Source organism: Halopseudomonas pelagia (genome assembly GCF_009497895.1).
In the GTDB taxonomy this organism is placed as follows: Bacteria; Pseudomonadota; Gammaproteobacteria; order Pseudomonadales; family Pseudomonadaceae; genus Halopseudomonas; species Halopseudomonas pelagia_A.
In genome coordinates this window covers 1,143,869-1,157,075 of record NZ_CP033116.1, presented here as the reverse complement: position 1 = coordinate 1,157,075, position 13,207 = coordinate 1,143,869, and the positions used below count along the sequence as shown (strand labels likewise).

Below are 13,207 nucleotides of genomic sequence, written 5' to 3'. Positions count from 1 at the left end.
GGTTGCAAGCGCCCCCTCAAGTCCTGCAAGGTAGTCCCTGCATAAGGCTTGTTCTGGGCGGGTATTATCAGTCAAACCACATCATTTGTCTCGGGGAGCACCATGGAGTTCAACGTCAAGCACGGTACACTGGAAACGATCAAGACGGGCTGTCTGGTTGTCACCCTCAGCGAAGCGAAGACCCTTGCCGGTCCGGTCAAGGCCCTGGACGACGCCTGCAACGGTCAGATCAGCGCTGCCATCAAGCACGGCGACATCAGCGGCAAGGCCGGCCAGACCCTGATGCTGTTCGGCCTGCCGGGCATCACCGCGCAACGCGTACTGGTGATTGGTCGCGGCAAAGATGAAGAGCTGGGTGATCGCGCATTGCGCAAACTGGTGCAGAAAATTGCCGCCACCCTCAAAGAAGGCGGTGCCACCGATGCGCTGCTGACCCTACCTGCACTGGCAGTAAAAGGCCGCGATATATACGCGCGCACCCGCCTACTGGTGGAAACCCTGCGCGAAAGCCTTTATCAGTTCGATCAGTTCAAGAGCCAGAAAGCGACGCCCTCACGGCTGAAAAAATGCCTGCTGTGGTCGGATGACAAAGCTGATGCAGCTGCACTTAACTTGGCTATACGCCACGGTCAGGCGATCAGCGACGGTACCGATCTGACCCGCACGCTGGGCAACCTGCCAGGTAACATCTGTACGCCGACCTATCTGGCCAAGGAAGCCAAAGCACTGGGTAAACAGCATAAAGAGCTGGAGATTGAAGTACTCGAAGAGAAAGACATGAAAGCCCTGGGCATGGGTTCACTGCTCTCGGTAAGCGCCGGTAGCGCCGAACCCGCCAAGCTGATTCGCTTCAGCTACCAGGGTGGCAAGGCCAAAGACAAGCCACACATGCTGGTCGGCAAAGGCATTACCTTTGACACCGGCGGCATCAGCCTCAAGCCCGCAGCTGCCATGGACGAAATGAAATACGACATGTGTGGCGCTGCTAGCGTATTCGGCGTGGTCAAGGCGGTGGTCAGCATGCAGTTGCCGATCAACCTGGTGTGCCTGGTTGTCGCTGCCGAGAACATGCCCAGCGGCACCGCGACCAAGCCTGGGGATATTGTCACCAGCATGTCTGGTCAGACGATTGAAGTATTGAATACTGACGCCGAAGGACGCCTGGTATTGTGCGACGCCCTGACCTACGCCGAGCGCTTCAAGCCTGCCAGCGTGGTCGATATCGCCACCCTGACCGGTGCCTGTGTGGTAGCCCTTGGCGCCCACACCACCGGCCTGCTGGGCAATAATGACGCGCTGATCGAGCAACTGCTGGCTGCCGGCCAACAAGCCGACGACCGCGCCTGGCAACTGCCGCTGTTCGATGAATATCAGGAACAGCTGGACAGCCCCTTCGCCGACATCGCCAATATCGGCGGCCCCAAGGCCGGTACCATTACCGCGGCGTGCTTCCTCTCGCGCTTTACCAAGGCGTACCCCTGGGCGCACCTGGACATTGCAGGCACCGCCTGGACCAGTGGCGGCAAGGACAAAGGCGCCACCGGCCGGCCGGTACCGCTGCTGACTCAATATATGCTCAACCAGGTGAAAGCCTGACCCAGAGCTGGCCGCGGGAAGCAGTAGGTGCTTCCCGCGGCCAGCGACTCAGCTCCATTAATCCAGCGAACCGCAATGACCCGCATCGACTTTTATCTGTTGACCAGCAGCGAACCGCAAAAGCGACTCGAATACGCCTGCCGGTTGGCGCACAAAGCCTGGCACAAGGGCCATCAAATCTATCTGCACTGCACCGACGAGGAGCAGACCCAGGCACTGGACGAATTGCTCTGGAGCTTTCGCGCCGATGCCTTTTTACCCCACGCCCGCGCCACCGAACAGCCTGAGGCCAAAGTTGTCTATGGCTGCGGCGATGACGCCGGCGACCACCACGATCTGTTGATCAACCTGGCTGACGAGAGTCCGGCGTTTTTCAGCCAGTTCAATCGCCTGGCTGAAATCGTTATCGAACTTGACCCGGTTCGCGTTCCGGCACGTGAGCGCTTTCGTTTCTACCGTGAACGGGGCTATCCTCTGCAGACCCACCAGTTACGCACAGCGGGATGAATCATGACGCAGCGCGACCCATCTGAACCCTCAAGACTCCTGAAGGATCTGGAGTCCATCCGTACGCTGCTGGACGAGCATCCGGAAGACGAGAGTCAGAGCGCGGCTGCACACTCCTCAAGCGCCGACGATCAGTTGGATATTCCGCTGCTGCAGGACGTGATTGTCGATGCGCCAGGGCTGAACCTGACCGCGCCGCTTACCCCGATTGACCATCACTCCGCCGAAGACGAAGCAGCAGCGCACCAACCCGGACGCCCCAAGCCCAATCCATTTTTACCCTATGATCAACTGGCCAGGCTCGCAGAAGAGCGGGTGCAACTGGATCGCCTGATGGCTGGCCATATCCCGCCAGCCCCCAAACCCGGCATGCAGCACACCAGCACCCTGGTCAGCCCACCACCCGTTTATTCGACCAAGCATTTCGGCACCCCGCCTGACGTCCAGGCCGGTGCCCGGCAGTTACGCATGGAAGCTCGCCTGCACGCCGAAGCGCAGTTGATTCTGCAAGACGTGATCGACGATCTGATTCCTACCATAGAAGCCGAACTGCGCAACCGGCTGCGGGAAAAGCTTGAGCAGATGGTTCAGGAACAAATGAAATAACGCATCAGACTGGGCCTGACCTGCCCCAGACCGCTATAATGCTCGTTTGCGCGACAGTCGCACCCTCTTGCAAGTGCGGCTAATCACTCGCTCACCCAACATCCGGACACCCAGAACACCCATGGACAAGACTTACCAGCCCAACGCCATTGAAACCTCCTGGTACCAGACCTGGGAGCAGAACAACTACTTCGCTCCCCAGGGCTCAGGCGAGTCCTACACCATTGCCCTGCCGCCGCCGAACGTGACTGGCAGCCTGCATATGGGCCACGGTTTCAACAACTCGATCATGGATGCGTTGATTCGCTTCCGCCGCATGCAGGGTCGCAATACGTTATGGCAGCCGGGTACCGACCACGCCGGCATTGCTACGCAGATGGTCGTCGAGCGGCAGCTGGGCGCTCAGGGTGTGAGCCGGCATGATCTGGGCCGTGACAAGTTTCTGGACAAGGTCTGGGAATGGAAGGAAGAGTCCGGCGGCAATATCACCCGTCAGATCCGCCGGCTGGGCAGCTCGGTAGACTGGAGCCGCGAGCGCTTCACCATGGACGAGGGTTTGTCCAACGCGGTGAAGGAAGCCTTCGTTCGTTTGCATGATGATGGGCTGATCTACCGCGGCAAGCGCCTGGTTAACTGGGACCCGACCTTGCACACGGCGATTTCCGATCTGGAAGTGGAAAACCATGACGAGACCGGCTCGCTCTGGCACCTGCGTTATCCGCTGGCCGATGGCGAGAAAACCGCGGACGGCAAGGATCATCTGATTGTCGCCACTACGCGACCGGAAACCATGCTGGGCGATACCGCTGTTGCGGTTAATCCCGATGACGAGCGCTATCAGGCCCTGATTGGCAAGTTTATCGACTTGCCACTGGTTGGCCGCCGCATCCCGATTGTCGGCGACGATTACTGCGATCCCGAGTTTGGTACCGGCTGTGTAAAGATCACCCCAGCCCACGATTTCAATGACTATGAAGTCGGCAAGCGTCACGCAATGCCGCTGATCAACATCCTCGACAAAGATGCGGCGATTCTCGCCAGCGCGCAGATTTTCAATATCGGCGGCAGCCTCAATACCGACCTGGACGCCAGCCTGCCGGAGGCCTATGCCGGCCTGGATCGGTTCGAGGCGCGCAAGCGAATCGTCGCCGACCTGGAGGCTGCGGATCTGCTGGAAAAAATCGAGCCGCACGCACTCAAGGTACCCAAGGGCGACCGTTCCGGCGTGGTGATCGAGCCCTGGCTCACCGATCAATGGTATGTCTCCACCAAGCCGCTGGCCGAACAGGCGATTGCTGCGGTGGAAGATGGCCGCATCCAGTTCGTGCCCAAGCAGTACGAAAACATGTATTTCTCCTGGATGCGCGACATTCAGGACTGGTGCATCTCGCGCCAGCTCTGGTGGGGCCACCGCATTCCGGCCTGGTATGACGAGTCCGGCAAAGTCTACGTCGGCCGCGATGAAGCCGAGGTACGCGCCAAACATAATCTCGGCGATGCCCCGCTACGCCAGGATGAAGACGTACTGGATACCTGGTTCAGCTCCGGCCTGTGGACCTTCTCCACCCTCGGCTGGCCCGAACAGACCGACGCCCTGAAGACCTTCCACCCGACCGATGTGCTGGTCACCGGCTTCGACATCATCTTCTTCTGGGTCGCGCGGATGATCATGCTGACCATGCACCTGATGAAGCATGACGACGGCACCGCGCAGATTCCGTTCAAGACGGTATATGTGCATGGTCTGGTGCGCGATGGCCAGGGCCAGAAGATGTCCAAATCCAAGGGCAACGTTCTGGATCCGCTGGATATCATTGACGGCATCGATCTGGAATCCCTGGTCAGCAAGCGCACCAGCGGCATGATGCAGCCCAAACTGGCAGACAAGATCGAGAAGCAGACCCGCGCCGAATTCCCCGACGGCATAGCCGCCTACGGCACCGACGCACTGCGCTTTACCAACTGCTCGCTGGCCTCAACCGGCCGCGATATCAAGTTCGACATGGGCCGCGTCGAGGGCTACCGCAACTTCTGCAACAAGATCTGGAACGCCGCGCGCTATGTGATGATGCAGTGCGAGGATAAGGATTGTGGCGCTGCACAGGGAAGTGCGAGTGTCGGGGGAGGCAGGATGCCGGAAGCGACCGTCAACGACGAACCGGTTGAGTTGACCCTGGCCGACCGCTGGATTATCTCGCAACTGCAACGCACCGAAGCTGAAGTCACCCGTCAGCTCGACCAGTTCCGCTTTGATCTGGCCGCCACCGCACTCTACGAATTTATCTGGAACCAGTACTGCGACTGGTATCTGGAGCTGTCCAAACCGGTACTCTGGGACGAGAACGCTCCGGCCGAGCGCCAGCGCGGCACGCGCCGCACGCTGGTGCGGGTACTGGAAGTGGCGCTGCGCCTGGCGCACCCCTTCATGCCCTTTATCACCGAAGAAATCTGGCAGCGTATTGCGCCCATGGCCGGCAAAGCTGGCCCAACGATCATGCTGCAACCCTGGCCAGTGGCCAATGAAGAGCGCATCGATGCCGCCGCCGAAGGCGATATCGAATGGCTCAAGGCGCTGATTCTTAGCGTGCGTAACATCCGCGGCGAAATGAACGTGGCACCAGGCAAGGAACTGGAACTGCTGCTGCGCAAGGCCGGCAGTGAAGACCAGCGCCGTCTGACCGAGAACGATACGTTCCTGAAAAAGCTGGCCAAACTCTCCTCCATCCGTGTATTGGCTGAAGGTGAAGAGGCGCCGCTGTCCGCTACCGCGCTGGTAGGCGAGCTGGAAGTACTGGTACCCATGGCCGGACTGATCGACAAGACCGCCGAGCTGGCGCGTCTGGACAAGGAGATCGTGCGTCTGGAAGGAGAAGTCAAACGCATCGGCGGCAAGCTGTCCAACGCCGGCTTTGTCGACAAGGCCCCACCGGCGGTGATCGACAAGGAACGCGCCAAGCTCAGCGACGCCGAGAAGGCGCTGGTGCAGCTCAGTGAACAACGCACGCATATCGCCAGCCTGTAGGCACGCAGCGGCCGACATGTACGTCGGCCGCTTTTTCATGCCCAGGCGCCCCGGCACACCCGATCAGAAGAGACACCATGCCCATCGATAACAGCATCGTTCATCAGATTCACAAGAAGCCTGACGGTCAGCCCGCCAGCCTGACCCTGCGCGAAGCCGAACTGGCCAATTCCGAGGCGCTGGAGCAACTTCTGGCCGGGCTGATCGAAGCCTACAACAGCAAGCCGAACAAGGCCTGGGGTTACTTTCATGAGGAGAGCGGCGCCTACCCATTCAGCGGGTGGTTGCAGCAACTGATCGATCAGGAACTTGATTTCGTCAACTTCACGGCCAAGGCCAGTGAGCAGCTGAAAACACTGATGGAAGCATCCAACCTGGCGCTGGGCGGGCACGTGCTGTTTATCCGCTACCGCCAGGGCATGACCGCGTTCCTGGTGATTGCATTGCTGCACCATACCGAAGGCGTCACCGTGACTGACAACCTGGATGTGGCTGCCGCTCGCCACCTGGACCTGTCCGCATTGAATATGGCCGCCCGAATCAATCTGACCGAGTGGAAACAGAACGCCAGCTCCAAGCAGTACATTTCCTTTATCCGGGGTCGAAGCGGCAAGCGTGTCTCGGACTACTTCCGCGACTTTATCGGCTGTGTCGAGGGCGCCAATCCCGAGGAAGAAACCACCACCCTGCTGCAGGCCTTTCAGGACTACGTCGGTGAAGCCGACATGGAGCCGGTAGTGGTCAAGGACAAGACCAAGGCGATGAGCAGCTACGTCAGCGGCCAGGCCCGCCAGGGTGAGCAGGTCGCACTGGAAGAGCTGTCCGGGCTGATGGATGAAGCACAACCCCGGGCTTTCTACGACTATATCCGCAATAAAGATTACGGCCTTTCACCGGAGATACCGCCGGACAAGCGCACGCTGAACAATTTCATGCGTTTCTATGGCAAGGCTGATGGTTTGTCGATCAGCTTTGAAGCGCATCTGCTTGGTGAACGCGTGGAATATGACGAATCCGACGATTCGCTGGTGATCAAGCATCCGCCCAAGGGGCTGGTGCAGCAGTTGCAGAAAAAGAAACGTTAAAGCGCCGACGCGTTCCAGCCACTCCCCACCCTCCCCCTGCCTGCTCAGCTTGTTATGCAAAAGCTGAGCAGGCGCTTTAGTCTGCTGCTCTCATGATCTGCCTGACTTGGTTCTTTTACTGTTTCTGCTTGATTCAACGCCCCGCAACAATCTAGAATGATAATCCTTATTATTAAGATTTGAGTGCAGCCGACTCCGCTCTTGCGCTGTCATTCGCCATTTATTTCGCTTTCCAACACTCGGTTCACTGACCCATGGCTAAGAAGTCTCAGGCTCGCACCTGGTTTCTCGTTCACAGCTGGCTGGCGCTGCCGGTCTGGTTTTTTCTGCTGATCATCTGCGTAACCGGCACGCTGGCTACGGTCAGTCAGGAAATCATCTGGCTGGCCAGCCCGGATGTGCGTGCCAACAAACCTTCGGATGATGCCCAGCGGCTTACCCACAGCCAGATCCTTGCGGCTATCGAGGAGGCCGCTCCGGAAGTCATCGTGCGCGGAATCAGGCGCCCGGATGAAGGCCACTTTGCCTTGAACGTCCAGGCTACCTACCCGGACGGCAGCTCACCCACGCTGTACGTCAATCCCTACACTGGCGCCATCCAGGGCGTCAGCCCACAGTTCGACTTCCGCCAGTTTACCCGCGCGCTGCATGGCTGGTGGCTGGTGCCCTTCACCAACGGATTCAGCTGGGGCTGGTATCTGGTGTCGTTCATGGCTTTGCCGATGCTGGTGTCGCTGATCACGGGTTTAGTAGTTTACAAGCGCTTCTGGAAGGGCTTCTTCAAACCCAAACTGCGTTTCAATCAGGGCGCACGGATCTTCTGGGGCGACTTTCATCGTCTTTCCGGCATCTGGTCGATCTGGTTTATCGCCGTTATTTCAATAACGGGGATGTGGTTCCTGGTACAGGCCGTGCTGTTCGATAATCAGATCTCCATCTCCACCGAGGGCATTCCTCCGGTGATTGCACGCGATGTAGTGCCCCTGGCTGCCTCCGCCGAGACGGTTCCACGTATCGGCCTCGATGAGGCGGTAGCCATCGCCAAGGATCGCGTGCCCGGCCTCGATGTCAGTTCAGTGAGTTTGCCGGGTTATGCCTACGGCCATATTTCCATCAGCGGCCGCGGCTATTATCCACTGATGTTTCAATCAATCGATATCAACCCGTACAACGGCGATGTGGACAAGGTGCGCCTGCTCGATGATCGCAGCGGACTCGAATTCGTCACCGAATCCATGCGGCCGCTGCATACCGGTGATTTTGGCGGCCTGTGGATCAAACTCATCTGGTTCGTATTCGGCCTGATTCTGAGCATGATGGTGTTCAGCGGCCTGCTGATCTGGACCAAGCGCACCGCCAAAGCCACCGCGGCTGTGGTCAGCAAACGCAAAACGACGCGCCAGACCGCGTCCAGCCTTGAGCACACACCGGTGAATCAATCATGAGCAACGCTGTTTCGTCTTCCCGATCCTCGAAGCTGAGCCTTTTCTGGCGCCGCTGGCGGTTTCATATCAACATCCTGTTGGTGCTGATACCCCTGGGCTTTATGCCCAAGTACTTTCAGGACGTCGCCCTGTTTCGCGGCGAAAGCGGCCTGGGCGAACGGGAAATTGGCGAGGTGCAGGTCGGTCCCTGGAGCCTGCGCCTGGCGGAATTCCGCGAGCTCCCCCCGCACCTGGAAGGCCCGGCGGGTTATATGAAAGCCTTCAATGCCGCGCTGTGTGAGGAATGCATCAGCCAGGTCAAGGCGACTTACCTGCGCGTGGGCAAGCCGCGCAGCCTGCGCGCCGCCGGAGCGCTGTTCTTCGGCACACCTTATCGCATGGGCGCCAGCCTGCCGTTACCTGAAGACACGCCGACGGATGCGCAATTATGGATCACCATGGAGGGCTGGGACGGTAGCGTCCACCAGGCTCCCCTAGACCTCGCTACCGCTTCACCAGTCACTCTGGCCTGGCTAGAGAAAACAGGAGATACGCTCTGATGAAAACGATCAACCAACGCCTGCTCATGCTGCTCGGCATGGCCTTGTCGCCTCTGGCTTTGGCGCACAATCCGATCTGCCAGTGCGAGCCCGGCAGTGAGGATGAAATCGTCTGCACTGGCGGCTTCTCCGATGGTAGCGGCGCGCCCGGGGTTACCCTGGATGTAATCAGTTACGACGAAGAGGTGCTGGTACCCGGAAAACTGGAAGACGACTCGCGGTTCAGCTTCAAGCGACCGGATGGCGAGTTCTACATTCTGTTCGACGCCGGCCCTGGGCACGTGGTTGAAGTCGACCACACGGATATTTCCGGCCTATGACCGCTCAGGTAATACGCCCTGCCGGTGCTGGGCATGAGACGCTCTGGGTACTGGCCCTGTGCGTGCTGATCCTGCTGGGGGCCAGCGCCGTGGTGCTCTCACATGCCAAGGCCGATATTGAAAGTGACATTGCCGACTACCAACTGGACGCGCGAATGGATCTGACCGCAGCCGAACAGGGCGTGCATACCGACCTGGGTGTAGCCTTCGAGGAGATGCAGTGGTATCTGAACGAACAGGGTCAGCTACCCAGCCCGACCGAGCTGGCCGAAGAAGGTTTCCCGCCGTTTATCGATGATGCCAGCGCCAGCAACCGGGGCAGTCACCAGTGGCAACGTTTGCAACTCGGAGCGGAAACCTTCTATCTGGGCCAAAGTCAGGCGCAGGATATCGCAGGCACCTTTCTGCTTTGGCCGCAGACTAGCGACGCCGAGATATGGCTGACCCGTGATGACGACGTTACTTTGCCCACTACCTTGACCACCGAGCATTTGATTGCCTCGGGCTGGCGGCAAGTCATCGCCCATTTCGATGCTGGCGTCACCCGCCAACATCGCCACTGAACTGGACTCCCTAACTATGTCTTTTCCGCGACCCTTACGTCGGCTGCTGCTTTGTGTATTAGTGACGTTAAGCACCACCACCCTCTCCTCCTTTGCCCATGCTGCGGATCCGCAACGTTTGCAAATAGGCATCACGCTGCACCCCTATTACAGTTTTGTCAGCAATATCGTCGGCGATCTGGCGGATGTGGTACCGCTGATTCCCGCAGGATTCAATCCGCATGCTTACGAGCCTCGCGCGGAAGATATCAAGCGGATTGGCGAACTTGATGTAATCGTACTCAATGGCGTCGGCCACGATGATTTTGCCGACCGCATGATTGCCGCCAGTGAGAAGCCCGATATCGCCTTGATCGAAGCCAACGCCAATGTACCTCTGCTCTCGGCCACCGGCATGGCCGCGCGCGGCGCGGGCAAGGTGGTCAATCCGCACACTTTCCTGTCGATCAGCGCGTCAATTACGCAAATCAATACCATTGCCCGTGAATTGGGCAAACTCGACCCGGTCAACGCCCGAGCCTATAGCCAGAACGCCCGCGCCTACGGCAAACATCTGCGAACCATGCGCGCAGAAGCCCTGACCAAACTGAGCCAGAACAAGGGCGCCGAGTTGCGCGTTGCCACCATTCACGGCGCCTACGATTACCTGTTGCGCGAGTTCGGTCTTGAAGTCACCGCGGTGGTCGAGCCGGCCCACGGCATAGAGCCCAGCCCCAGCCAGTTGAAAAAGACCATCGATCAACTGACTGATCTGGACGTGCAGGTCATTTTCTCGGAAATGGATTTTCCCTCAAGCTATGTCGACACCATCCAGCGTGAGTCCGGGGTGAAACTCTATGCACTGACGCATATTTCCTATGGGGAATACGAAACCCGGAAATACGAAGAGGAAATGGCCAAAAACCTGGATACCGTGGTGCGTGCCATTCAGGACAATAATCCATGACCGCTTGCGAGCCTCTGCCCGTCGGCGCGGTGCACGGGGATATTCGTGGCCCGGCGATTCACTTCAATGCTGTCGATCTTGACCTCGGGCGCACGCGAATTCTTGAGCAGGTCAGCTTTCAGATCGCCGCTGGCAGCATTCACGCACTGGTCGGACCCAATGGTGGCGGCAAAAGCTCGCTGATCAAGACGCTGCTTGGCCAGATGCCCCATCGCGGCGAGCTCAGTCTGCACTGGCCCGCCATCCCGGGCACCATTGGTTACGTGCCCCAGGCCATGGAGTTTGATCGTGGCCTGCCGATTACCGTGGACGATTTCATGGCTGCCATGTGCCAACGCAAGCCCGCCTTTATGGGACTGTCAGGCAAACACAAACCGGCGATTGAACAGGCCCTGAGCCGCGTAGGCTTGTTCGACAAGCGCAAACGTCGCATGGGCGCGCTGTCCGGCGGTGAACGCCAACGGGTGCTGCTGGCTCAGGGGCTGGTGCCGGAAGCGCAATTGCTGGTGCTTGACGAACCCATGTCGGCGCTGGATGAGCCGGGCGTGCAAGTCTTCGAACAACTGCTCGCCGACTGGCGCCGCGCCGGCACTACCGTGCTCTGGGTGGAGCACGACCTGCAGGCCGTCAGCCGCTTGGCTGACCGCGTCACCGGGCTCAATCGCAGTGTGCAGTTCGACGGCGATCCGCAGCAGTTGCTCGACCCCGAATGCGTGCTGAAACTGTTTTCCAGTCATCCAGCACGCACCGTGGAGGCTCAACCATGAGTTTTGAAGCCCTACGGGAAACAATTCAGGCCTGGAGCAGCGCGGGTTATCTGCCCGAAGCCCTGGCCTACGGCTTCATTGTCAATGCGCTGCTGGCCGGCTTGCTCATCGGCCCGGTGCTGGGCGGCCTGGGTACCCTGGTGGTGGTCAAGCGCTTTGCATTCTTTTCCGAGGCGGTGGGACATGCTGCACTGACCGGGGTGGCCATCGGTATTCTGCTCGGCGAGCCCTATACCGGCCCCTACGGCAGCCTGTTCGGCTACTGCCTGCTGTTCGGCATTCTGCTCAACTATCTACGCAACCGTACCGGGCTGGCGCCGGATACGCTGATTGGGGTGTTTCTTTCCGTATCCCTGGCAGTCGGCGCCAGCTTGCTGCTGATTCTCGCCGGCCGCATCAATATCCACATTCTCGAAAACGTGCTGTTCGGCTCGGTATTGACGGTCAATGGCCAGGACCTGGCGGTACTTGCGGTGGTGTCGCTGCTGGTTATGGGCCTGGCCTTGCCGATGTACAACCAGATCATGCTCGCCAGTTTCAATCCTCAGTTGGCCAGCGTCCGCGGCATCCGCGTGCGTGCACTGGATTACCTGTTCGTGATTCTGGTGTCGATGGTGACCGTCGCCGCCGTCAAGGTGATTGGCGCGATTCTGGTTGGTGCGCTGCTGGTGATTCCGGCTGCCGCAGCGCGGCTGTTAAGCCAGTCACTCAAGGGCTTTTTCTGGTTATCCGTACTGATCGCTACCTTCAGTACCCTGGCCGGCATTTTTGTGCCCATCGCCCTGGATCTGCCGATCCCGTCCGGCGCCGCCATTATCATCACTGCCGGTATCATTTTCGCGCTCGCGGCTATCGCCCGCGGAACGCTGCCCAGCCTCAAAGGTAATATTGGATGAACAAATCTATTGTCTATCGTCCGGCTATCGCGCTGCTTGCCGCTGCCTGGTTCAACGCCGCAGTGGCCGCGGATGACGCCAATCGGATACAGGTACTGGCGACCTTGCCAGTAACTTATGGTCTGGGCTCCATGCTGCTCGCGGATAGCAATGTCGAGCTGGTCCGCGCAGCGCCTGAAAGTCTGCCAGCCAGCCGGCAGCCCTCGTACTTTTCCGGACGTGGTGCCAAGGGGCTGGACAAGGCTGCCAGCGAAGCGGATGCAGCCATTACGCTGCGCTCGCTCTGGCCGGAAGATCCGCTTTATCCGCTGGCGCGACGCAGTAACATCCGCATTGTCGAGATTGATGGCGCTCGCCCCGTCGACCGGGCTCTGCCAGGTATAGCGCTGCAGCCGGAAATCACTGATCAGCTCGCTAGCCAACCTTGGATGAGCATCAACAACCTTGGACGCATGGCTGATGTCATGGCCGCTGACCTGGCCCGGCTCGCGCCGGCAGATCAACAGCAGATTGATACTAATCTCGCGCTATTCAAGCAGCGTTTGCTGCAACTCAGTGCGGAAAGTGAAAGCCGATTGGCGCAGCTGAACAACATCACCGTTGTCAGTCTGACCAGTGACGACGACTACCTGCTCAGCGGGCTGAATCTGGACGTCGTGCAGGTTCCAGTGCCTGAGGATGGCAACTGGACCTCGGAGCAGTTGGCTGAACTCAGCACTCAGTTAAGTGCCTACGATGTTGCCGGCGTGGTGGTTGATCGGGAGCCTGACGCAGCGCTCGGCGCAGCCATTGCGGCTGCTGGCAGCAGCGTGATCCTGCTGCCTGAGAGCGAGGGCAATCCGATCGAAGTGCTGAGCGCGACCATCGATCAGTTGCTCAACGTCCTAGCTGAAGACCCTGCTGCCTAAACAAGCA

Annotated in this window: 13 protein-coding genes; all 13 read left to right on the top strand. The window is 59.2% G+C overall.

Features of this window, described 5'->3' with window-relative positions; genetic code table 11:
- Positions 1-102: 102 nt before the first annotated feature.
- The 13 genes from EAO82_RS05440 to EAO82_RS05380 all read left to right on the top strand — a co-directional run bounded on the left by EAO82_RS05440 (position 103) and on the right by EAO82_RS05380 (position 13,200).
- Positions 103-1,596 carry a leucyl aminopeptidase gene (locus EAO82_RS05440; protein WP_096345688.1) on the top strand — a complete coding sequence of 498 codons (1,494 nt, stop codon included), beginning with the start codon at positions 103-105 and terminating at the stop codon, positions 1,594-1,596.
- A 75-nt stretch (positions 1,597-1,671) separates the two neighbouring features.
- Complete coding sequence (locus EAO82_RS05435) at positions 1,672-2,103, top strand: DNA polymerase III subunit chi (protein WP_096344727.1); 432 nt, start codon at positions 1,672-1,674, stop codon at positions 2,101-2,103.
- 3 nt (positions 2,104-2,106) lie between these two features.
- The gene (locus EAO82_RS05430) at positions 2,107-2,709 is read left to right on the top strand and encodes a hypothetical protein (protein WP_096344726.1); all 603 of its coding nucleotides are present in this window, start codon (positions 2,107-2,109) and stop codon (positions 2,707-2,709) included.
- 121 nt (positions 2,710-2,830) lie between these two features.
- The gene (locus tag EAO82_RS05425; RefSeq protein ID WP_096344725.1) at positions 2,831-5,731 is read left to right on the top strand and encodes a valine--tRNA ligase; all 2,901 of its coding nucleotides are present in this window, start codon (positions 2,831-2,833) and stop codon (positions 5,729-5,731) included.
- 77 nt (positions 5,732-5,808) lie between these two features.
- Positions 5,809-6,816, top strand: coding sequence for a nucleoid-associated protein YejK (gene yejK, locus EAO82_RS05420; RefSeq protein WP_096344724.1), 1,008 nt, complete (start codon positions 5,809-5,811; stop codon positions 6,814-6,816).
- Positions 6,817-7,070: 254 nt separating this feature from the next.
- Complete coding sequence (locus EAO82_RS05415) at positions 7,071-8,261, top strand: PepSY-associated TM helix domain-containing protein (RefSeq protein ID WP_096344723.1); 1,191 nt, start codon at positions 7,071-7,073, stop codon at positions 8,259-8,261.
- Positions 8,258-8,800, top strand: a complete 543-nt coding sequence (locus tag EAO82_RS05410) for a thiamine pyrophosphate-binding protein (protein WP_096344722.1) — start codon at positions 8,258-8,260, stop codon at positions 8,798-8,800. Before EAO82_RS05415 ends, EAO82_RS05410 begins: the two co-directional genes overlap by 4 nt.
- Complete coding sequence (locus EAO82_RS05405; protein WP_096344721.1) at positions 8,800-9,120, top strand: hypothetical protein; 321 nt, start codon at positions 8,800-8,802, stop codon at positions 9,118-9,120. The genes EAO82_RS05410 and EAO82_RS05405 overlap by 1 nt, the downstream gene beginning before the upstream one ends.
- Entirely contained in the window at positions 9,117-9,683 is a 567-nt protein-coding gene (locus EAO82_RS05400; RefSeq protein ID WP_096344720.1) for a DUF6162 family protein, read from the top strand. Before EAO82_RS05405 ends, EAO82_RS05400 begins: the two co-directional genes overlap by 4 nt.
- A 16-nt stretch (positions 9,684-9,699) precedes the next feature.
- Positions 9,700-10,629: a metal ABC transporter solute-binding protein, Zn/Mn family gene (locus tag EAO82_RS05395; protein ID WP_096344719.1), complete on the top strand. Its 930-nt coding sequence runs from the start codon at positions 9,700-9,702 to the stop codon at positions 10,627-10,629.
- Positions 10,626-11,396, top strand: a complete 771-nt coding sequence (locus EAO82_RS05390; protein WP_096344718.1) for a metal ABC transporter ATP-binding protein — start codon at positions 10,626-10,628, stop codon at positions 11,394-11,396. Before EAO82_RS05395 ends, EAO82_RS05390 begins: the two co-directional genes overlap by 4 nt.
- Positions 11,393-12,292, top strand: a complete 900-nt coding sequence (locus EAO82_RS05385; protein WP_096344717.1) for a metal ABC transporter permease — start codon at positions 11,393-11,395, stop codon at positions 12,290-12,292. The genes EAO82_RS05390 and EAO82_RS05385 overlap by 4 nt, the downstream gene beginning before the upstream one ends.
- Positions 12,289-13,200 (top strand): metal ABC transporter solute-binding protein, Zn/Mn family, encoded by a 912-nt coding sequence (locus EAO82_RS05380; RefSeq protein WP_096344716.1) that lies wholly within the window; start codon positions 12,289-12,291, stop codon positions 13,198-13,200. Before EAO82_RS05385 ends, EAO82_RS05380 begins: the two co-directional genes overlap by 4 nt.
- Positions 13,201-13,207: the final 7 nt, after the last annotated feature.

What these genes read in the sequence shown, in the direction of transcription:
- EAO82_RS05405 (WP_096344721.1), top strand. Translation starts at nt 8,800, where the DNA reads ATGAAAACGATCAACCAACGCCTGCTCATGCTGCTCGGCATGGCCTTG.
- EAO82_RS05415 (WP_096344723.1), top strand. Translation starts at nt 7,071, where the DNA reads ATGGCTAAGAAGTCTCAGGCTCGCACCTGGTTTCTCGTTCACAGCTGG.
- EAO82_RS05380 (WP_096344716.1), top strand. Translation starts at nt 12,289, where the DNA reads ATGAACAAATCTATTGTCTATCGTCCGGCTATCGCGCTGCTTGCCGCT.
- EAO82_RS05395 (WP_096344719.1), top strand. Translation starts at nt 9,700, where the DNA reads ATGTCTTTTCCGCGACCCTTACGTCGGCTGCTGCTTTGTGTATTAGTG.
- EAO82_RS05440 (WP_096345688.1), top strand. Translation starts at nt 103, where the DNA reads ATGGAGTTCAACGTCAAGCACGGTACACTGGAAACGATCAAGACGGGC.
- EAO82_RS05390 (WP_096344718.1), top strand. Translation starts at nt 10,626, where the DNA reads ATGACCGCTTGCGAGCCTCTGCCCGTCGGCGCGGTGCACGGGGATATT.
- EAO82_RS05425 (WP_096344725.1), top strand. Translation starts at nt 2,831, where the DNA reads ATGGACAAGACTTACCAGCCCAACGCCATTGAAACCTCCTGGTACCAG.
- EAO82_RS05430 (WP_096344726.1), top strand. Translation starts at nt 2,107, where the DNA reads ATGACGCAGCGCGACCCATCTGAACCCTCAAGACTCCTGAAGGATCTG.
- EAO82_RS05410 (WP_096344722.1), top strand. Translation starts at nt 8,258, where the DNA reads ATGAGCAACGCTGTTTCGTCTTCCCGATCCTCGAAGCTGAGCCTTTTC.
- yejK (WP_096344724.1), top strand. Translation starts at nt 5,809, where the DNA reads ATGCCCATCGATAACAGCATCGTTCATCAGATTCACAAGAAGCCTGAC.
- EAO82_RS05385 (WP_096344717.1), top strand. Translation starts at nt 11,393, where the DNA reads ATGAGTTTTGAAGCCCTACGGGAAACAATTCAGGCCTGGAGCAGCGCG.
- EAO82_RS05435 (WP_096344727.1), top strand. Translation starts at nt 1,672, where the DNA reads ATGACCCGCATCGACTTTTATCTGTTGACCAGCAGCGAACCGCAAAAG.
- EAO82_RS05400 (WP_096344720.1), top strand. Translation starts at nt 9,117, where the DNA reads ATGACCGCTCAGGTAATACGCCCTGCCGGTGCTGGGCATGAGACGCTC.